17 protein-coding genes are annotated in these 17299 nt (G+C 70.1%); 8 read left to right on the top strand and 9 right to left on the bottom strand.

Annotation, left to right across the window (positions count from 1 at the left end):
* Positions 1-10 precede the first annotated feature (10 nt).
* Positions 11-1231 carry an ornithine--oxo-acid transaminase gene (rocD, locus tag DJ019_RS06325; protein ID WP_111275131.1) on the bottom strand — a complete coding sequence of 407 codons (1221 nt, stop codon included), beginning with the start codon at positions 1229-1231 and terminating at the stop codon, positions 11-13.
* Positions 1232-1244: 13 nt separating this feature from the next.
* Complete coding sequence (locus DJ019_RS06330; RefSeq protein ID WP_111275132.1) at positions 1245-2114, bottom strand: dimethylarginine dimethylaminohydrolase family protein; 870 nt, start codon at positions 2112-2114, stop codon at positions 1245-1247.
* Between the two features lie 118 nt (positions 2115-2232).
* Here DJ019_RS06330 and DJ019_RS06335 point away from each other — a divergent pair, with 118 nt between their 5' ends.
* Positions 2233-2658, top strand: a complete 426-nt coding sequence (locus tag DJ019_RS06335; RefSeq protein ID WP_205854097.1) for an Lrp/AsnC family transcriptional regulator — start codon at positions 2233-2235, stop codon at positions 2656-2658.
* Positions 2659-2678: 20 nt separating this feature from the next.
* On the opposite strand, the gene DJ019_RS06340 is transcribed toward DJ019_RS06335, so the two are convergent.
* From DJ019_RS06340 to DJ019_RS06355, 4 genes are all read right to left on the bottom strand, one after another.
* Positions 2679-3659: a TerC family protein gene (locus tag DJ019_RS06340; RefSeq protein ID WP_111275133.1), complete on the bottom strand. Its 981-nt coding sequence runs from the start codon at positions 3657-3659 to the stop codon at positions 2679-2681.
* Positions 3660-3717: 58 nt separating this feature from the next.
* On the bottom strand, positions 3718-3915 hold the full coding sequence (locus DJ019_RS06345) for a YdcH family protein (RefSeq protein WP_111275134.1): 198 nt from the start codon (positions 3913-3915) through the stop codon (positions 3718-3720).
* A gap of 175 nt (positions 3916-4090) precedes the next feature.
* Positions 4091-4618: a hypothetical protein gene (locus DJ019_RS06350; protein WP_111275135.1), complete on the bottom strand. Its 528-nt coding sequence runs from the start codon at positions 4616-4618 to the stop codon at positions 4091-4093.
* 82 nt (positions 4619-4700) lie between these two features.
* Positions 4701-6323, bottom strand: a complete 1623-nt coding sequence (locus tag DJ019_RS06355) for a flavin-containing monooxygenase (RefSeq protein ID WP_111275136.1) — start codon at positions 6321-6323, stop codon at positions 4701-4703.
* A 122-nt stretch (positions 6324-6445) separates the two neighbouring features.
* On the opposite strand from DJ019_RS06355, the gene DJ019_RS06360 reads away from it, so the two are divergent.
* Entirely contained in the window at positions 6446-6697 is a 252-nt protein-coding gene (locus tag DJ019_RS06360; RefSeq protein ID WP_111275137.1) for a hypothetical protein, read from the top strand.
* Positions 6698-6760: 63 nt separating this feature from the next.
* Here the strand turns inward: DJ019_RS06360 and DJ019_RS06365 are convergent, their stop codons facing one another.
* Positions 6761-7441, bottom strand: a complete 681-nt coding sequence (locus tag DJ019_RS06365; protein WP_111275138.1) for a CerR family C-terminal domain-containing protein — start codon at positions 7439-7441, stop codon at positions 6761-6763.
* A gap of 102 nt (positions 7442-7543) precedes the next feature.
* On the opposite strand from DJ019_RS06365, the gene DJ019_RS06370 reads away from it, so the two are divergent.
* Positions 7544-8464, top strand: a complete 921-nt coding sequence (locus tag DJ019_RS06370) for an oxygenase MpaB family protein (protein ID WP_111275139.1) — start codon at positions 7544-7546, stop codon at positions 8462-8464.
* Positions 8465-8468: 4 nt separating this feature from the next.
* Here DJ019_RS06370 and DJ019_RS06375 read toward each other — a convergent pair whose 3' ends face one another.
* Both DJ019_RS06375 and DJ019_RS06380 read right to left on the bottom strand, forming a co-directional pair.
* The gene (locus DJ019_RS06375) at positions 8469-8807 is read right to left on the bottom strand and encodes a hypothetical protein (RefSeq protein ID WP_111275140.1); all 339 of its coding nucleotides are present in this window, start codon (positions 8805-8807) and stop codon (positions 8469-8471) included.
* Entirely contained in the window at positions 8804-9700 is an 897-nt protein-coding gene (locus tag DJ019_RS06380; RefSeq protein ID WP_111275141.1) for a hypothetical protein, read from the bottom strand. Before DJ019_RS06380 ends, DJ019_RS06375 begins: the two co-directional genes overlap by 4 nt.
* A 136-nt stretch (positions 9701-9836) precedes the next feature.
* Between DJ019_RS06380 and DJ019_RS06385 the strand changes: the two genes are divergently transcribed.
* From DJ019_RS06385 to DJ019_RS06405, 5 genes are all read left to right on the top strand, one after another.
* The gene (locus tag DJ019_RS06385) at positions 9837-11630 is read left to right on the top strand and encodes a M3 family oligoendopeptidase (RefSeq protein WP_111275142.1); all 1794 of its coding nucleotides are present in this window, start codon (positions 9837-9839) and stop codon (positions 11628-11630) included.
* 73 nt (positions 11631-11703) lie between these two features.
* Positions 11704-12951 (top strand): FAD-dependent oxidoreductase, encoded by a 1248-nt coding sequence (locus DJ019_RS06390; RefSeq protein WP_111275143.1) that lies wholly within the window; start codon positions 11704-11706, stop codon positions 12949-12951.
* Positions 12948-13304, top strand: coding sequence for a nuclear transport factor 2 family protein (locus DJ019_RS06395; RefSeq protein ID WP_111275144.1), 357 nt, complete (start codon positions 12948-12950; stop codon positions 13302-13304). The genes DJ019_RS06390 and DJ019_RS06395 overlap by 4 nt, the downstream gene beginning before the upstream one ends.
* A complete protein-coding gene (locus DJ019_RS06400) occupies positions 13301-14395 on the top strand; it encodes a phosphotransferase (RefSeq protein ID WP_111275145.1) in 1095 nt (364 codons plus the stop codon). The genes DJ019_RS06395 and DJ019_RS06400 overlap by 4 nt, the downstream gene beginning before the upstream one ends.
* 152 nt (positions 14396-14547) lie before the next feature.
* Positions 14548-17253, top strand: a complete 2706-nt coding sequence (locus tag DJ019_RS06405; RefSeq protein ID WP_111275146.1) for an adenylate/guanylate cyclase domain-containing protein — start codon at positions 14548-14550, stop codon at positions 17251-17253.
* Positions 17254-17299: the final 46 nt, after the last annotated feature.

Below are 17299 nucleotides of genomic sequence, written 5' to 3' on the forward strand. Positions count from 1 at the left end.
GGCGCCAGCCCTACCTCAGCACCTCCGCGAACTGGTCGGCGATCCAGTCTGCCTGGTCGTCGGTCAGGATCAGCGGCGGGGCGATGCGGATGGTGTGCTCGTGAGTCTCCTTGGCGAGGAGACCACGGGCCTGCAGGGCCTCGCACACCCGCCGGGCGCCGCCGGCGTCGGCGTGCAGCTCGACGGCCAGCATCAGGCCCCGGCCGCGCACCTCCTTCACCTGGGGGGCGCGGATCTCCGCAAGGCGGCCCATCAGACGGGCGCCCACGCGAGCCGCGTTCTCGACCATGCCCTCCTCGGTCAGCACCTTGAGCGCCGCCCGGGCGACCGCGCATGCCAGGGGATTGCCGCCGAAGGTGGAGCCGTGTTCGCCGGGGTGCAGCACGCTCATCACCTCGGAGTTCGAGAGCACGGCCGACACCGGATAGAAGCCGCCCGAGAGTGCCTTGCCGATCAGGGTCAGGTCGGCCTCAATGCCCTCGTGCTCCTCGGCCAGCAGGCGGCCGGTGCGGCCGAGGCCGGTCTGGATCTCGTCGAGGATCAGGATGACGTTGTGCTGGGTGCACAGCTCGCGCGCCCGCTTCAGGTAGCCCGCGGGGGGGATGATGACGCCCGCCTCGCCCTGGATCGGCTCGACCAGGAAGGCGACGGTGTTGGGGGTGATCGCCGCCTCCAGCGCCGCGGCGTCGCCAAATGGGACGGTTCGGAAGCCTGGCGCGAACGGGCCGAAGCCGCCGCGCGACTGTGGGTCGGTGGAGAAGCCGACGATGGCCACGGTGCGGCCGTGGAAGTTTTCGGCGGCGACGATGATCTCGGCCTGGCCCTCGGGCACGCCCTTGACCTCGTAGCCCCACTTGCGGGCCACCTTCAGCGCCGTCTCCACGGCCTCGGCGCCCGAATTCATCGGCAGCACCTTGTGGCTGTTGGTGAGGGCGCAGAGCTCCTCGTAGAAGGCCGCGAGCTGGTCGTTGCGGAAGGCGCGCGAGGTGAGGGTCAGGCGACTGGCCTGTTCGACCATGGCGGCCAGGATCTTCGGGTGGCAGTGGCCCTGGTTCACGGCGGAATAGGCCGACAGGCAGTCCATGTAGCGCCGGCCGTCCACGTCCCAGACGTAGACGCCCTCGCCTCGGGTGAGCACCACGTCGAGGGGCTTGTAGTTCTTGGCGCCGTAGAGGGCCTCGGTCTCGATGTAGCGGTCGGCGAGCGAGCGCTGGAGGGCGATGTCGTTCATGGGGGTGCGCTCCCTATTCGGCGGCGTGAAGCTGGGCGGCGGAGACCGAGCGGCGATCGAGGCGCAGGGTCATGCAGTAGGCGGCCCCGCCCGAGAGGATGAAGGGCGCGAGGTCCACCTCGGTCAGGGCGTAGCCGGCGGCGGCGAGCTTCTCGCGCAGGCTGCCGGGCGCGCGGGCCATGATGATCCGCGAGCCGAGGTTCACCGCATTCACGCAGAAGGCGGCGGCCTCCTCGTCGCTGGCCTCGATCCGATCGGCCTCGGCCACGTGGGCGCGGATGTTGGCGCGGGCCTCGGCCGTGAACGCGGGCGGGTAGTACAGCACCTTGCCCCCGGCCAGCGGGCAGAAGCAGGTGTCGAGGTGATAGAAGCGGTCGGTGGCCAGCTCGAGGGGAATGATCTCCCGCCCGAAGGTCCGGCGGATGGCGGGCAGCGCGCCCTGGCTCGAGCGCGGGCCATAGCCGCACCAGAAGTGGCGGCGGTCGGCGTCCCAGATCGCATCGCCCGCGCCCTCGTGGAACAGGCCCTCGGGCAGGTCGACGATCTCGTCGACGAGGCCCCGCGCCTTCAGCCGCTGGAACGCGGCGCGGAAGTGCGGCTCCTCACCCTGGCGCTCGGGATGCCGGAAGCGGGCCAGCAGCACCTTGCCGTCGAGCACCACGGCGGCGTTCGCCGGAAAGACGAGATCGGGCAGGCCCTTCACGGCGCCCACCGTCTCCACGTGCGCGCCGGTGGCCTCCAGCGCCTCGCGCAGGGCCGTGGAGGCGGCGCAGGCGGCGGCTGCCTTCTCCGCGCCCCAGACCTCGGGCTTCATCCAGGGATTGATCCGGTAGCTGACATCGAAGCATCCGGGATCGGTCATCAGGAAGAAGGGGCGGTCCATGCGGGTCCTCTAAGCGTGTCTTCCGTCTGAGGTTGATCTCCACCCGCGCTAGCGAAAAGCCGGCAAGGTGATACATATCGCAGATCAGTTTGCCGAAACGGCATAGGTATCTGGCGAAATGATCGACGACCTGGACCAGCGCCTGATCGCCCTGCTGCGGGCCGACTCGCGCACGCCGGCCGCCACACTGGCCAAGGCGCTGAAGGTCTCGCGCGGGACGGTGCAGAACCGGATCGAGCGGCTGCTGCGGACCGGGGTGGTGCAGGGCTTCACCATCAAGACCCGCCCCGACGTCGACGCCGGCCGGGTGCGCGCGGTGATGACCATCGCCATCGAAGGCGAGCGCTCCGGCGCGGTGGTGAAGGCGCTGAAGGGGTTCCCCGAGGTGGCGGCTGTCCACACCACCAACGGCCGCTGGGACCTCGTGGCCGAGCTGGACGTGGAAAGCCTGGGCGCCTTCAGCCTGGCCCTGGACCGCATCCGCCAGATCGAAGGCATCGCCTCGACCGAGACCTCGATCCTGCTCGCGACGCAGAAGATGTGAGGCAGGGCGCGCCGCCCCCCTCACGCTTCTCTCGGCGCGAGGGTGCGCGTCTTCCACAGCGACCAGCCGATGCCGGCGGCCAGGAGGGCTGCGGTGATGGCCAGGGAGACCGGCGCGGGGAACTTTTCCCAGCCCATGGCCTCGGCGAAGAAGACCTTGCCGCCGATGAAGATGAGGAGGGCGGCCAGCGCCTGCTTCAGGTAGGCGAACCGGGCGACCACTGCGGCCAGGGCGAAGTAGAGCGCCCGCAGGCCGAGGATGGCGAAGATGTTGGACGTGTAGACGATGTAGGGATCGGTGGTGATCGAGAAGATCGCCGGGACCGAGTCCACCGCGAAGACCACGTCGGCCAGTTCCACCATGACCAGGGCCATGAAGAGCGGGGTGGCGAACCACACCAGCTTTCCGGTCTTGCCGGGCTGCTTCACGAAGAAGCGGTGGCCGTGGAGGTCTTTCGTCAGGCGGATATGGCTGGCGAGCCAGCGGTAGACGGGGCTGTCGTGCGGGTCCTTGGGCGTCGTGTCGGCGAAGAACATCTTCACGCCCATCACGATCAGGAAGGCGGCGAATATCCAGAGCACCCAGGCGAAGCTGGCGACCAGGGCGGCGCCGAAGCCGATCATGATCCCGCGCAGGACGATCACGCCCAGGACGCCCCAGAACAGCACGCGGTGCTGGTAGATGCGCGGGACGGCGAAGGCGGCGAAGATGGTGGCGATGACGAAGACGTTGTCGAGGGCCAGGCTCTTCTCGATCAGGAAGCCGGTGACGTACTCGATGCCCGCCTCGCGGCCGAGCTGGCTCCAGACCCAGGCGCCGAAGCCCAGGCCGAGGGTGAGGTAGCCGCCCGAGAGCAGCAGGCTCTCGCGCACGCCGATCTCATGCTGGTCGCGGTGCAGCACGCCCAGGTCGAAGGCGAGCAGGACGATGACGAGGCTGGCGAAGGCCAGCCACATCCAGAGCGGCTGGCCGAGGACGGCCGCCGTGAGCATGTCGGTCATTCAGGGATTCCGGTCGGCAAGGGAGGCGCGGACGGGCCGCGCCTCCGAAGCCCGAGGGTCAGGCGTGGCTCATCCGGATGGTGACGGGGACGAGGCCGGCCTCGGCCAGGAACAGCTCGTCCTTCACCTGCAGCTTCCGCCGCTTCAGGTCCTGGATCACCAGGGCGTCGGCGTTGGGCTTGCGCTGCTCCTGCCGGATCAGACGGTCCAGCTCACGATGCCGATTGCGCAGGCGCCAGATACGATGATGGGTCATGTGTGCTCCTCCGATTGGAGGCGCGCCCGGGACCCGGCAGGCTTATGGGGGAGAGAGCTCCGGACCCCAGGCGCACCTGTGCGGTCCGACATCACGATCGCCGTCGATCGTCAGAGGGGCCCGGTCCCGCAATCCTGAGATAGGCGCGGGAATCGGGGCCGCAAGAGGCTCGGAATCATTTTCCGCCGCGTTCCTTCACTGCCCGGCGGGCAGCGGCGTCGTAGTAGAACAGGGCCTGTTCGGCGGCCTCGGTCTGGCCGTCGCGGTTGACCCGCTCGTAGGTCCCCCAGTGGCCGAAGGCGTTGCGGCAGTGGGCGTCGAGGTCGTTGATCGCCTGGCTGTAGCGGAAGGTGCGGTAGTTCTCGTGCGTGTAGCCGGCGCAGGCGCCGTGGGCGGAGAGCCATTCCAGGCGGCCGTGCTCGGCCATCAGCTTCTCGGCAAGCGTCGGCGGCTTCGGCGGGGCCGGGGCGTCGAGGGGGCCATAGTCGCCTCGGCCAACGCCAGCCTCGATGTCGTCCGCCTGCTGCAGCATCTGAGCCACCGTCTCGGCCGGCATCTTGTCCTTCAGCTTCTCGGCGTTGGCGCGGATCTGCCGGGCGGACTCCAGCATGTGCTGGGCCGTGTTCTGGGCCGCCGCGACGGTGGGGACCGCCGCGGGCGCGAGAAGCGTGGCGACGAGGAGGGCGAGACGCAGGGCGCGCATGGGGCGAGGCTCCGATCCTGGGACGTGAACCGACATCTACGACCGAACGGTGGATTCGGACGAGCCCGCGGCGCGCGCGCCGTCAGGTCAGCGCAAAGCCCGCGTAGCCGCTCGCCCGGTACCCCTCGCACGTCGCCCGGTACTGATTGAGGCCACCGAGGTAGGCGATCAGCTCGCGGTTTCCCGTGGGCAGCCGGTACCAGGACTGGCGGTTGCGGCCGATCAGGGTGGGTTCGGAGACCTCCTGGTGGTGGGCCATCCAGGCGGCTTCGGTTTCCGCCTTGGGCTCGATCGAACGGAGGCCCTGGTCGCGGACGAAGGCGATGGTGTCGGTGATCCACTGCACCTGCTGGTCCGAGCAGACCGGAATGTTGCAGAGCGCGGAGGCCGGCGCGAACGGCGCCATGGTCATGAACAGGTTCGGGAACCCGTGAACCTGCATGCCGACGGTGGTGGTCACGGCCTTGTCCCACTGCTCGCGCAGCGAGACGCCGCCGCGCCCGCGGATGTCGATGCGCCTGATGGCGCCCACGCCGGCCTCGAACCCGGTGGCGTACACGATGACGTCCAGGTCGTGATGGCGGCCGGACGCGGTGTTCACCCCCGTCTCGTCGATGGAGACGATGGGGTCCTCGCGCAGGTCGACCAGCTCGACGTTGTCGCGGTTGAACGCCTCGAAGTAGCCGTTCTCGAGCGGCACCCGTCGGCTGGCGAAGGCGTGGTCGCGTGGGATCAGCTTCTCGGCGACGGCGGGGTCCTTGACCTTTTCGCGGATCTTGCCGCGGACGAAATCGGAGACGAATTCGGAGGCTTCGGGATTGTCTCCGGCGTCGGCGAACGAACCGCCCCAGAGGCGCAGGTTGCCCTCGGCCCAGATGCGTTCCAGGTGCGCGGTCCGCTCGGCGGGCGTCAGGTCGGCGAAGTTCGGCGGCGGCGGGCCGCCATAGACGAAGCCGCCCTCTGACTGTCGCACGCCGGCCAGCAGCTCGGGATAGGCGGCCCGCATCTGCGCCAGGTCGTCGGGACCGATCCGGTCGTTGCGCATCGAGATTGCATAGTTGGGCGTGCGCTGGAACACGACCAGGCGTTCCACCTCGGGGGCGATGGTCTGGATCACCTGGATGCCGGTGGCCGCGGTGCCGACCACGCCGACCCGTTTGCCCTTCATGTCCACGCCCTCGCGCGGCCAGCGGCTTGTGTGGCAGCTCAGGCCCTTGAAGCGCTCGGCGCCCTCGAACGGCGGCTTGGCGGCCACGGACAGGCCGCCGGTGCTGAGCACCAGGAACTGGGCGCTGACCCGATCGCCGCGGTCGGTCGTGACCAGCCAGCGGCCGGTTTCCTCATCGAAGCGGGCCTCGGTGACCAGGGCGCCGAAGGTAATGTGGCGCTTCAGGTCGAACTTGTCGCAGACCCGGTTGAGATAGGCCTCGATGTCGGCCTGGCCCGGGAACCGCTCCTTCCAGTCGGCCTCGTCCCAGAGCGCCTGGGAGAACCAGTACTGGTAGAAGGGAAAGTGGGAGTCGCAGCGGGCGCCGGGGTAGCGGTTCCAGTACCAGACCCCGCCTACCCCCTCGCCGGCCTCGAAGGTGCGGACGGAGAGGCCCCGCTCCACCAGGGAATAGAGCTGGTAGATCCCATTGAGGCCCGCGCCCACGACCACGGCGTCGACCCGCTCGGGCTCCCTCTTCGGCTGACCTTCACACATTCCTGCCTCCCAGAGCTTCTGTTCTTTGGCGCTGTTGTAGGCCGGTTGACGCGGCGTCCGGAACCATCGCGCTGCGGCCCCGTTGTGCGGCGGAGCTCACACTCATCACGAGGACTTTACCCATGAAACTTCGCGCTCTTACCGCTATCGCCGCCACCAGCCTGCTGGCCCTTTCCATGGCCGCCTGCAGCAGCCCGGAGGACAAGGCCGCGGAAGCCAAGGCCGACTCCCTGGAAGCACAGGCCGCCGCTACCCCGAACGAAGCTCAGGAAAAGGCGCTGAACGCCCAGGCCGACGCCATCGAGCAACAGGCCGGCAACGCCGACGGCGGCGCCACCACGGCCAACACCCCGGACACCAGCCCGTCGAAGTAAGGCGGGACGAACATCAGTCCGCGAGGGCCGCCGGGCGACCGGCGGCCCTTTTTCGTATGGCCGTTAACCGATGGCGTCGATCTGGTCTGCGATGGCCTGGCGAATGCGGGCGAGCCGGCCCGCGTCGAGCTCGCTCCAACCCATAGACCGGAGCGCCACCGGACGAGCGACGCTGAAGGCGGTGAGGCCCGTGATCAGCGTCAACGCCCGTAGACGGGCGGCCTCGGACGGCGCCGCAGGCTCCCCCATCGCCCGCGCGACAAGGGCCGTGGTCAGCTCGATCCCCGGCGCCCAGAGCTGAGCGTAGAGCATGTCGAACGCCGGGCCCTGGTCGGCCATCTCGCGCAGGGCGAAGGCGGTCCAGACTCCGGCGTCCCCGTCGCCCATGAGCTGCTCGGCGAGGGCGCCCAGGACGGCCTTCAGATGGCGACGCGCCTCTGGGGCCGACAATGGTCCCTCGAGGGCCTCGGCCGCCGCGGTGACTGGCGCATTCATCCGGGCCTCGTAGCGACGGGCGATCTCGTCGGCGCAGGCCAGGTACAGACCCTGCTTGCCGCCGAAATAGTATTTGAGCGCAGGCAGGTTCACGCCGGCCGCCTCGGCGATCTGGCGGGTGGTGGCCGCCTTGAACCCCCGTTCGGCAAAGGCCTCCATGGCCGCGGAAAGGATGCGATGTCGGGCCGCTTCGCCGCGCGAGATGGTCACGCCGTCGGTCTGTGGGGCGGTGGACGGCGAAGCGGTCATCAACGCTCTTCTGCGCGAAGACGGGCCTTGCGACAAACCATATCGACCGATAGACGTCTGGACTATATCAATTGATACAGTCGAGCTGCCGAGGGAGCCACCATGTCCGAGATCACGTCCTACATGGGCTGGAAGGTGGACTTCGCCGCCCCGGCAGGCGAGCCGGCCTATCTCGATCCGGGCTCGGTGCAGTGGCGGGTGTTCAAGAACCCGATCGCGCTCGGTGTCGGCGGCGTGGCCGCCGTGCTGCTGGAGTTCGCCGACCCGCGCATCCGCTCCGGCGTATGGGATCATTCCACCTACAAGGCCGACCCGATCGGACGCTCGAAGCGGACCGGCACGGCGGCGATGGTGGGTGTCTACGGGCCGAAGAGCGCCGCGCGGCGGGTCATCCAGGGGGTGACCAACATGCATGCCCAGGTGGGCGGCAAGACCCCGGGGGGACGGGACTACCAGGCCCTGGATGTCGAGTTGCTGGACTGGGTGAGCGCGACGGCGGCCTACGGATTCCTGACCGCCTATGACCGCTTCGTGCAGCCGCTGACGGCGGCCGAGAAGGACGCCTTCTACCGTGAGGGCGAGGCGATCGCGCGGCTCTATGGCGTGCAGACCCCGATCCACTCGGCTGCCGACTTCATGGCGATGATGGACCGACTGGCGCCGGGATTCGAGCCGCACCCGATCGTGCGGGAGTTCCTGGACATCATCGGCTCGGGCAAGGCGGCCCCGGGCGTGCCGCGGCTGTTCCATCGGGCGCTGGCCCGGGCGGCGGTGTCGATCCTGCCGCCGAAGGTGCGGCAGACGCTGCAGCTCGGCCGGGAGTACGACCTGAAAGCGTCGGACCGCATCGCCCTGAAGCTGGCCGGAGCCCTCGCGGAGAAGGTGGCGATCCCGAACTCGCCGCCGTGCCAGGCCTCGGTGCGGATGGGCCTGCCCCACGACTTCCTCTACCGCAGCCGCGCCGAGCAGCGTCGGCTGCTGGAGCGCGCCGGCGGACTGCGCGAGGCCCCGGCCGCGGCCTGACCGCTCAGACCAGCTTGGCGAGGTCCAGGGCCTGGTCGACGAGGCCCAGGAAGGACGAGACGGTCCGGATGAAGGCGCCCACCTTCTCGATGTCGGCGATGGCCTCGTCGAGGGCGGCGCGTTCCTCCTGGATCGCCAGCACCGCCTCGGTGATCTGCTCCGTCTGACGTTTGAACAGGAGCTGGCCTGCGACGGTGATCCGGTGGTTCACCTCGGCGATCTCGCGCGCGATCGCGCGGACGGCGTCGGCGGTCTGGGCGCGCTCCTGGGCGTCGATGAGGTCGTCCAGGACATCGGAGAGGTCGTGCTGAAGCGCGACGAGGTCGGGATTGCGACGGGTCATGGTGCGGCCTTCCCGGCGTCGCCGATCCGTCGGCGCACGTCGTCGAGTATGGAGTGGGCGCGGTCGATCCACACCTGCGCGGCGACGGGCTTCCCGGCCGCGATTTCGGCATGGGCCCGGCCCAGCGACAGGAGCGACATGCGAAGCCCGGCCAGGTTCGCGAGCTGGGCGTCGCGGGCGTCGACGGCGGCCAGGAACTGGCCGATGGCCGCCCGGCGCGCGGCGCGGTCGGATGGCGGCTTTTCGGCGTAGGCCACGCGCAGCCGGGCCAGGGCGGCGGCCCAGTTGGACCGGACGGTGAGCCGCAGGCCCTTGCTGTCGTCGGCGCCTATTCCGTCGGCCATGGCGGCCATGACCGTCTGGAAGGCGGGGTCGACGCGAACCATGGCCGCCGCGGCGGTCTTCTCGGCCCGCGCCTGGACCAGCGCGCCGCCAAAGGCGGCGAAGGCCCCGCTGACGGAGGCCGGCAGGCCGGCATGGAGCGGGCCGGTGTTCAGCTGCTGGCCGAGGGAGGCCAGGGCGTCACCGGTCGCCGCGCCGCGGGCCGGGTCGACCAGGGACTGGAGTGTGGCGGCATAGGCGTCCAGCGCGCCGAAGGCGGCGTTCCAGGCCTCGGCGTCGGCGCGGTCCACGGCGAGCGGGAAATCGCTTTCGGCGAGGGCGACGGCGGGACTGTCCAGTTTGAACTCGATGGCCTGCTCGCGGGCGAGCTTGTTGGCGGAATCGATGGAGAGGCGCGCCTGTTCCCGCGTGGCGACGACCCCGGTGCGCAGGCCGGCCAGGTCTTGCGAAAGCTTGGGGCCGGGCGTCGCGCAGCCGGAGGTCAGGAGCGAGACGGCGAGGATGACCCCCACCCCGATCGCGCGGCGGTTCCTGTTGTGGCCCCTGTCCATCGCTCGTGCTCCCGCGCGCCGGGCGACCGTCGAAAATCGCCCAGGGCGTGCATCGATATTCGCTCACCGTCTGTCGTTGTGGTCAAGCGCGGCGGCCACGGTGGAGCGGCGCGCCGGGGCGCGCTAAAGCTGCCGCATGAACGCGCCCTTCAAGACCGACACCCTGCCCACCTGGCGGCTCGACGACCTGTATGCGGACCGCGAGGATCCGCGCATCGCCGCCGATCTCGCCGAAGCCGAGCGGTTGAACGGCGAGCTGGCGAAGCTGGAAGGCGCCTTCGTGGCGGCGCGGGGCGAACCGGCGAAGCTGGGTGAGCTGATCGACCGGGCGATCGACCTCTACGAGAAAGCCACCAACGCCATGTGGGCCGTCGGCTCGTACGCGGCGCTGGCGGCCTCGACCGCGCGGGACGATCCGGCCTGGTCGAAGTTCGAGGCGAACCTCCGGGCCCGGACGTCGCAGATTGCGTCCCTGACTCTGTTCTTCACCCTGGAGCTGAACCAGCTCGAGGACGGCGAACTGGAGGCCGCGCTGGACGCGCATCCGGCGGCGCAGCGCTGGCGGCCGTGGCTGCGGCGGGTGCGGGCGGGCCGTCCGCACGAGCTGTCGGCGGACCTGGAAAAGCTGTTGCTCGACAAGGCGCCGGCGGTGGCGAACTGGTCGCGCCTGTCGGACGAGACCCTGGCCAAGCTGTCGGCCAAGGTCGGGCGCGAGACCCTGACCTTGCCGGAGCTGCTGAACAGGATGTCGGACCCCGACGCGGCGCGGCGCAAGCAGGCCGCCGCGGCGCTGGCCAAGGCGCTGGAGGAGCGCACGTCGACCCTGGCGCTCTGCCTGAACACCCTGGCCTTCGAGAAGCAGGTGGAGGACCGCTGGCGCAAGTACGCCTCGCCCGCCGCCAGCCGACACCTGGCCAACGAGGTGGACGCCGAAGCGGTGGAGGCGCTGGAGGCCGCGGTCGTCGAAGGCTACGAGAGCGTCAGCCACCGCTACTACGCACTGAAGGCGCGGGCGATGGGCAAGACCTGCCTGGACCACTGGGACCGCAACGCGCCCCTCGATACGGCGGCGCCGCGCACCTACAGTTGGGACGAGGCGCGGGGCATGGTGCTGGAGAGCTTCCAGGCCCTGGCGCCCAGGTTCGCCGACACGGCCCAGACGTTCTTCAACCAGCCCTGGATCGACGCCCGGCCGCGGCCGGGCAAGCAGTCTGGGGCCTATTCGCACTCGGTGACGGCCGAGAAGCACCCCTACGTCTTCATGAACTACATGGGCGAGCGGCGCGACGTGCTGACCCTGGCGCACGAACTGGGCCATGCGGTGCACCAGACACTTTGCCGGCCGCTGGGGACGCTGCTGGCCGACACGCCGCTGACCCTGGCCGAGACGGCCTCGATCTTCGGCGAGGGGCTGGTGTTCGAGAAGCTGCTGGCCGAGGCCACGCCCGCCGAGCGCCGTGGCCTGCTGGCGGGCAAGATCGAGGACGGCATCAACACCGTCGTGCGCCAGATCGCGTTCCACCGGTTCGAGACCAAGTTCCATGCGGCGCGGGCCGAGGGCGAGCTTTCGCCCGAGGAGATCGGCAGCCTATGGCTCGAGGTGATGGCCGAGAGCCTGGGCCCGGCGATCCGGTTCGACGAAGGCTATCGCCACTACTGGGCCTACATCAGCCACTTCGTGCACGCGCCGTTCTACGTCTACGCCTACGCCTTCGGGGACCTGCTGGTCCGGGCCCTGATGGAGAAGCGGCGGGAGGATCCGGAAGGGTTCGCGCCGCTGTACGAACAACTCCTGGCCGCCGGCGGGACCAAGACCTACGTCGAGGCCCTGGCGCCGTTCGGGCTGGATCCGCGGAAGAAGGAATTCTGGGCGGCCGGCGTGCGCCAGCTCGAGCGGTTGGTGGACGAGTTCGACGCCCTCGTTCCCTGAAACCGCTTTGCTGACCTTGCGATAGTCCGCCCATCCTGCCGGCAACGAAGAACGACCGGCAGGGAGGACAGGCGTGGACCGCTACGACCTGATCATCGTCGGCGGCGGTATCGGCGGATCGGCCCTGGCCACGGTGATGGCCCGAGCCGGCGCGCGCGTGCTGCTGCTGGAGCAATCCGAGGCCTACCAGGACCGCGTGCGTGGCGAGTGGATCGCCCCGTGGGGCGTGACCGAGGTGAAGCGCCTGGGCCTCTACGACCTGCTGGCCGGCGCCGGCGGCCACCACATCACGCGCCACGTCACCTATGATGAGACGCGCTCGCCCGAGGCGTCCGAGGCCCGAACTCTGCCGCTGGGGTTCTTCGCGCCCGAGGTCGCGGGCCCGCTGGCCATCGGCCATCCGCACCACTGCCAGACCCTGTTTGACGCCGCGAAGGCGGCTGGAGCCGATGCGCGGCGCAATGTGCAGGTCACGTCTGTCGCCGTGGGCCCTGAACCGGCGGTAGGTTTCACCGACGAGACCGGGACGCACGAGGCGCGGGCGCGGATGATCGTCGGCGCCGACGGCCGGACGTCGCAGGTGCGCGAGGCCTGTGGGATCACTCTGCACCAGGACAAGCCGCACCATTGGTTCGCCGGCCTCCTGGTGGAAGGCGCCGATGGCTGGCCGGCCGACCTGCAGGGCATCGGCACCGAGGGCGACTTCGGCTACCTCGCCTTCCCGCAGGGCGGTGGCCGGGTGCGGGTCTATGGCGGCTATGCCCTGGATCAGGCGCAGCGGTTCAAGGGCCCGGACGGGGCGCGACGGTTCCTGGACGCCTTCCGGATGGAGTGCAGCCCACTCAACGCGCACCTGGCCGCCGGCCGGCCGGCGGGGCCGCTGTTCAGCTACTTCAACGCCGATTCCTGGACCGACGAGCCGTTCGTGGAGGGGGCCGTGCTGGTGGGCGATTCCGCCGGCTGGAACGACCCGATATCTGGCCTGGGCCTGTCGATCACCTACCGCGACGTCCGGATCGTCAGCGAGCTGCTGAGAGGCTCCGACGACTGGGGGCCGGCGCTGCTGAGACCCTACGCCGAGGAGCGGGCCGAGCGGATGCGCCGCCTGCGGTTCGCCGCCGCCATCACCGCCAAGCTGGACATGGAGTTCGGGCCCGCGGCGGCCGAGCGGCGGCGGCGGTATCACGAGCGCGCGGCGGCCGACCCTTCGGTGGCGCTGCATGGCGTCGCGGTCATGGCGGGGCCGGAGGTGGCGCCCGCGGAATTCTTCACCCCCGAGGGTCGCGCCCACGCCCTCGGCGAAACCGGAGCGGTGGCATGAGCCCTGAGGAGAAGGCGGCGTTCAACGCCGACTGGCTGGCGGCCTGGACCGCCAAGGACGTGCAGAAGCTGCTGACGTTCTACGCCGAGGACTGCGTCTACATGGACCCGCAGACGGCCGGCGGGCTGAAGGGGCGCGCGGCGCTGGGAGCCTACCTCACCCAGCTCTTCGCGGCGACGCCGCCGATGACCTATACGCCGGACGAGATCTGGCCGACGGCGGACGGCTTCTGCGGCCGCTGGTACTGCGAGATCGGCGGCGGGGCCGGGCGGCTGCGCGGCTTCGACCTCGTGGTGCTGCGCGGGCGCGAGATCGCGCTGAACGAAGTCTACACGCACCAGATCCCGGCATGACGAAACCGATCCCGGATGCGCCCGACCTGCGCGCCCCACAAGACATCGACGCCGCCTGGCTGACGGGCCTCCTGCAGGGGGCCGGCGTCGACGCCGTGGTCGACAGCTTCACCGCCAAGCCGGTGGGATCGGGCCAGATCGGCGACAGCGTACGGTTCGCGCTGAAATACGCCCGCGCCGCCGATGGCGCGCCGGCCTCGATCGTCGGCAAGTTCCCCTCGGCGGACCCGGACAGCTTCAACACCGGGGTGATGCTGGGCAACTATGTGCGGGAGGTGCAGTTCTACCGGCAGCTCTCGCCGACGGCCCTGGTGTCGACGCCCTACTGCTACGGGACGGCCCTGGACGAGGCGAGTGGGCGCTTCGTGCTGATGATGGAGGACCTGGCGCCGGCCGAACAGGGCGACCAGCTCAAGGGCGTCAGCCTGGAGCAGGCACGGCTGGTGGTGGACGAGGCGGCCAAGCTGCACGGCTCGCACTGGGGCGACGAGGCGATCGAGGACCTGGCCTGGGTGTCCGGCACGCGCGCCGCGCCATCCGGGGCGGCGACGCCAGAGATGGTGGCGGCGCTGTGGACAGCGTTCCGGGAACGCTACGGCGAACGCCTGGAGCCCGACTGGGTCGAGGTAGGGGAGCGGCTGAGCACCCGCTTCGCCGGCTTCACGCAGCGGGGCGATGGACCGCGCTGCCTGACGCACAACGACTTCCGGCCCGACAACATGATGTTCGCCACGCCCGCGGGCGGAAAGCCCGTGACCGTGCTGGACTGGCAGTCGGTGTCGTTCGGCACTGGCGCGGTGGACGTGGGCTACTTCCTGGCCGGGGCGCTGACGCCCGACCAGCGACGGGCCGCCGAGCCCGAGCTGCTGGCCCGCTATCTGGAAGGCCTGAAGGCCCTCGGCGTCGCGGGTTACCGGATGGACGCCCTGAAGCGCGACTACGCGGGCGGCGGGCTGCTGCTGTTCCTCACCGCCTTCTTCGCGGCGATGGTGGTGAAGCGCACGGCGCGGGGGGACGACATGTTCATCCAGATGCTCGGCTCGGGCGCCCAGCACGCCATCGACCACGACGCGCTGAGCACCCTCGCCTGATTTCGGACGCCATCCGGGCGATGTACCGGCTTTTCGACTCCCCGCCGCCCGCGCGGCTGGGCTTGGGCGGCGAGGCGCCTTAGGCTGCCAAGGCGTCGCGTGGTGGGGGCGTTGTTGAGGCTGAGGTCAGCCAGTTCGAGCGGGGCGGAGCCATGACCGCCTCGGCGCCGCTTCAGCCGGCGTTTCCGGCCGCGGCGCAGGGCGCGGCCGACAGCGGCCGTGCGCTGTTCTGGCGCCTGATCCGGATCTACCTCGCCGCGACCGTCACCGCCGTGACCGTCTCGATGGGCCTGGGGCTGCTGGGGCTGGAGTTCACGCCGCGCCAGTGGCTGCTCTACTGGCTGGCGGTGCCGTTCGCGACGGTGTTCTTCACCTCGATCGACGTGCTCGTGATCCGGCGGCACATGGCGCCGCTCGGCCCCGTGCTCAGCGCCCTGGACCGCGGCGACCGGCCGGCGGACTCCGTGATCGCCGCCGCCGCCGTGCGCGCCCTGAACCTGCCGCAGATGTCGGCCGTGCGCGTCACGGTCGTCCACGGGCCGATGGCGACGCTGTCGCTGTTCATGGCGATCTACGCGATCAACACCTTCTTCGACGGCGGCATCGCCCCGTGGCAGGTCATCGGCCTGGCGGTGCTGATCCTGGTGTTCGCCTCGCCGGCCCACGCGATCTTCGAGTATTTCGCCGTCAGCAGGGCCATCGAGCCGGTGGTGAAGCGGCTGTCGACCGAACTGGGCGGGCTGATCCCCGCCGAGCAGCAGGCGGCGCTGATCTCGGTGCCGCTGCGCAACAAGCTGCTGTTCCTGGCGGTGTTCGTCTGCGCCCTGCCGCTGATCTTCAGCGCCGGTTCGTTCCTGTACAAGTTCGACCGGATGATCACGGGCGCCGGCTATGCCGTGCCGCCCGGCGAGCTGCTGTCCCTCTACGTCTGGAGCGGGGCGGTGGTCGCCGTCTGCATCATGGGCGCGGTGGCCATGGCCGTCCTGACCTCCAGCGAGGTCTCCCGTTCGGCGGCGCGGCTGGTGGAAGCGATCCGGGAGGTGGAGCGCGGCCGGCTGGACGATGCGCGGGTGGAGGTGCTGACCGCCGACGAGTACGCCGAGATCAACCGTGGCTTCGCCCTGATGCTGGCGTCGCTGCGCGAGGAGCAGCAGATCCTGGAGGTGACCCAGGACCTGGCGGGCGAACTGCTGCTGGAGGTGCTGATCGGCCGGATCATGACGGCGACCACCCAGCTGCTCAATGCCGAGCGGGCCTCGCTGTTCGTCTATGACGACAAGGCCGACGAGCTGTTCAGCCTGTACGCCGACGGGATGGAGACGCGGGAGATCCGGGTTCCGACCTCGGCGGGCATCGCCGGCGCGGTGTTCACCTCGGGTCGCACCGAGATGATCACGGATCCCTACGCCGACCCGCGGTTCAATCGCGATGTGGACCTGCGCACGGGGTTCGTCACCCGCAGCATCCTGTGCGTGCCGATCACCAACAAGGCGGGCGCGCGGATCGGGGTGGCCCAGGCGCTCAACAAGCGCGGCGGCGCCTTCACGGCCAAGGACGAGGCGCGGCTGAAGGCCTTCGCGGCCCAGGTGGCGGTGAGTCTGGAAAACGCCAAGCTGTTCGACGACGTGCTGACCACCAAGAACTACAACGAGAGCATCCTGAAGAGCACGTCGAACGGCATCGTCACCCTGGACGCCGAGGGGCGGATCGTGACGGCCAACGACGCGGCCGAGCAGTTGCTGGGGGCGAGCCGCGGGGCCCTGGTGGGACGGACGGCCGAGGCGCAGTTCTCAGGCGCCAACGCCTGGGTGCTGGACAACCTCGGCAAGACCCGGGCGACCGGCGAGACGGCGCTGGCGGTCGACGCCGAGCTGGCGCGCGCCGACGGATCGACGGCCTCGGTGAACCTCACCGCCATGCCGCTGATCGACTCCACTGAGGCGCGGATCGGCTCGATGCTGGTGCTGGAGGACATCACCGAGGAGAAGCGCGTCCGCTCGACCATGTCGCGCTACATGTCGAAGGAAGTGGCCGATCAGCTGTTGGCCGCCGGCGAGGCCGAGCTGGGCGGCAAGGAACAGCCGGTGACGGTGATGTTCTCGGACGTCCGCAGCTTCACCTCCATCGCCGAGGCGCTGGGCCCGCGCGAGACGGTGTCGCTGCTGAACGAGTACTTCACCGAGATGGTCGACGTGATCTTCCAGCACGGCGGCATCCTGGACAAATACATCGGCGACGGGATCATGGCCCTGTTCGGGGCGCCCTTCGTGGGGGCGAACGACGCCGACGACGCCCTGGCGGCGGCGGACGAGATGATGCGGCGGCTGGCTTCGCTGAACCTGCGGCGTGCGGCGGCGGGTCAGACTCCGCTGGCCATCGGCATCGGCTTCTCCACCGGCCCCACCGTCATCGGCAACATCGGGTCGGTACGCCGGATGGAATACACCGTGATCGGCGACACGGTGAACCTGGCCTCCCGGCTGGAGGGCGCCACCAAGCAGTATCGGGCGGGCATCCTGCTGTCCGAGATGACCGTGCGAGACCTGAGGCGGCCCGCGACCCTCCGCGAGATCGATCTAATGCGGGTGAAGGGCAAGGACCGGCCGGTGGCGGTGTACGAGTCGCTCGGCTACCGGGCCCATGAGCCGGCGCTGGCGGGCCTTCTGGAGCTCCACGCGGCGGGGCTCTCGGCCTATCGCGCCCGCGACTGGGCCGGGGCGCGGCGGGCGTTCGAGGGCGCGCTGGAGCTCTATCCCGAAGACGGTCCGGCGCAGGTCTATCTCGACCGCTGCCGGCGCCTGGCCGAGACGCCGCCGTCCGCCGACTGGGACGGGGTCTGGAACCTTACCGAGAAATAATCTTGCGCGGGCGCGCCCGGCGGCCGTGAGGCGTTGCGCGTCGGCG

Origin of the sequence: Phenylobacterium kunshanense, assembly GCF_003254525.1 — a bacterium.
GTDB classification, from domain to species: Bacteria; Pseudomonadota; Alphaproteobacteria; order Caulobacterales; family Caulobacteraceae; genus Phenylobacterium; species Phenylobacterium kunshanense.

Excerpts from the sequence above, each read along its gene's own strand:
- rocD (WP_111275131.1), bottom strand. The coding sequence starts at position 1,231 with ATGAACGACATCGCCCTCCAGCGCTCGCTCGCCGACCGCTACATCGAG.
- DJ019_RS06330 (WP_111275132.1), bottom strand. The coding sequence starts at position 2,114 with ATGGACCGCCCCTTCTTCCTGATGACCGATCCCGGATGCTTCGATGTC.
- DJ019_RS06335 (WP_205854097.1), top strand. The coding sequence starts at position 2,233 with ATGATCGACGACCTGGACCAGCGCCTGATCGCCCTGCTGCGGGCCGAC.
- DJ019_RS06340 (WP_111275133.1), bottom strand. The coding sequence starts at position 3,659 with ATGACCGACATGCTCACGGCGGCCGTCCTCGGCCAGCCGCTCTGGATG.
- DJ019_RS06345 (WP_111275134.1), bottom strand. The coding sequence starts at position 3,915 with ATGACCCATCATCGTATCTGGCGCCTGCGCAATCGGCATCGTGAGCTG.
- DJ019_RS06350 (WP_111275135.1), bottom strand. The coding sequence starts at position 4,618 with ATGCGCGCCCTGCGTCTCGCCCTCCTCGTCGCCACGCTTCTCGCGCCC.
- DJ019_RS06355 (WP_111275136.1), bottom strand. The coding sequence starts at position 6,323 with ATGTGTGAAGGTCAGCCGAAGAGGGAGCCCGAGCGGGTCGACGCCGTG.
- DJ019_RS06360 (WP_111275137.1), top strand. The coding sequence starts at position 6,446 with ATGAAACTTCGCGCTCTTACCGCTATCGCCGCCACCAGCCTGCTGGCC.
- DJ019_RS06365 (WP_111275138.1), bottom strand. The coding sequence starts at position 7,441 with ATGACCGCTTCGCCGTCCACCGCCCCACAGACCGACGGCGTGACCATC.
- DJ019_RS06370 (WP_111275139.1), top strand. The coding sequence starts at position 7,544 with ATGTCCGAGATCACGTCCTACATGGGCTGGAAGGTGGACTTCGCCGCC.
- DJ019_RS06375 (WP_111275140.1), bottom strand. The coding sequence starts at position 8,807 with ATGACCCGTCGCAATCCCGACCTCGTCGCGCTTCAGCACGACCTCTCC.
- DJ019_RS06380 (WP_111275141.1), bottom strand. The coding sequence starts at position 9,700 with ATGGACAGGGGCCACAACAGGAACCGCCGCGCGATCGGGGTGGGGGTC.
- DJ019_RS06385 (WP_111275142.1), top strand. The coding sequence starts at position 9,837 with ATGAACGCGCCCTTCAAGACCGACACCCTGCCCACCTGGCGGCTCGAC.
- DJ019_RS06395 (WP_111275144.1), top strand. The coding sequence starts at position 12,948 with ATGAGCCCTGAGGAGAAGGCGGCGTTCAACGCCGACTGGCTGGCGGCC.
- DJ019_RS06400 (WP_111275145.1), top strand. The coding sequence starts at position 13,301 with ATGACGAAACCGATCCCGGATGCGCCCGACCTGCGCGCCCCACAAGAC.
- DJ019_RS06405 (WP_111275146.1), top strand. The coding sequence starts at position 14,548 with ATGACCGCCTCGGCGCCGCTTCAGCCGGCGTTTCCGGCCGCGGCGCAG.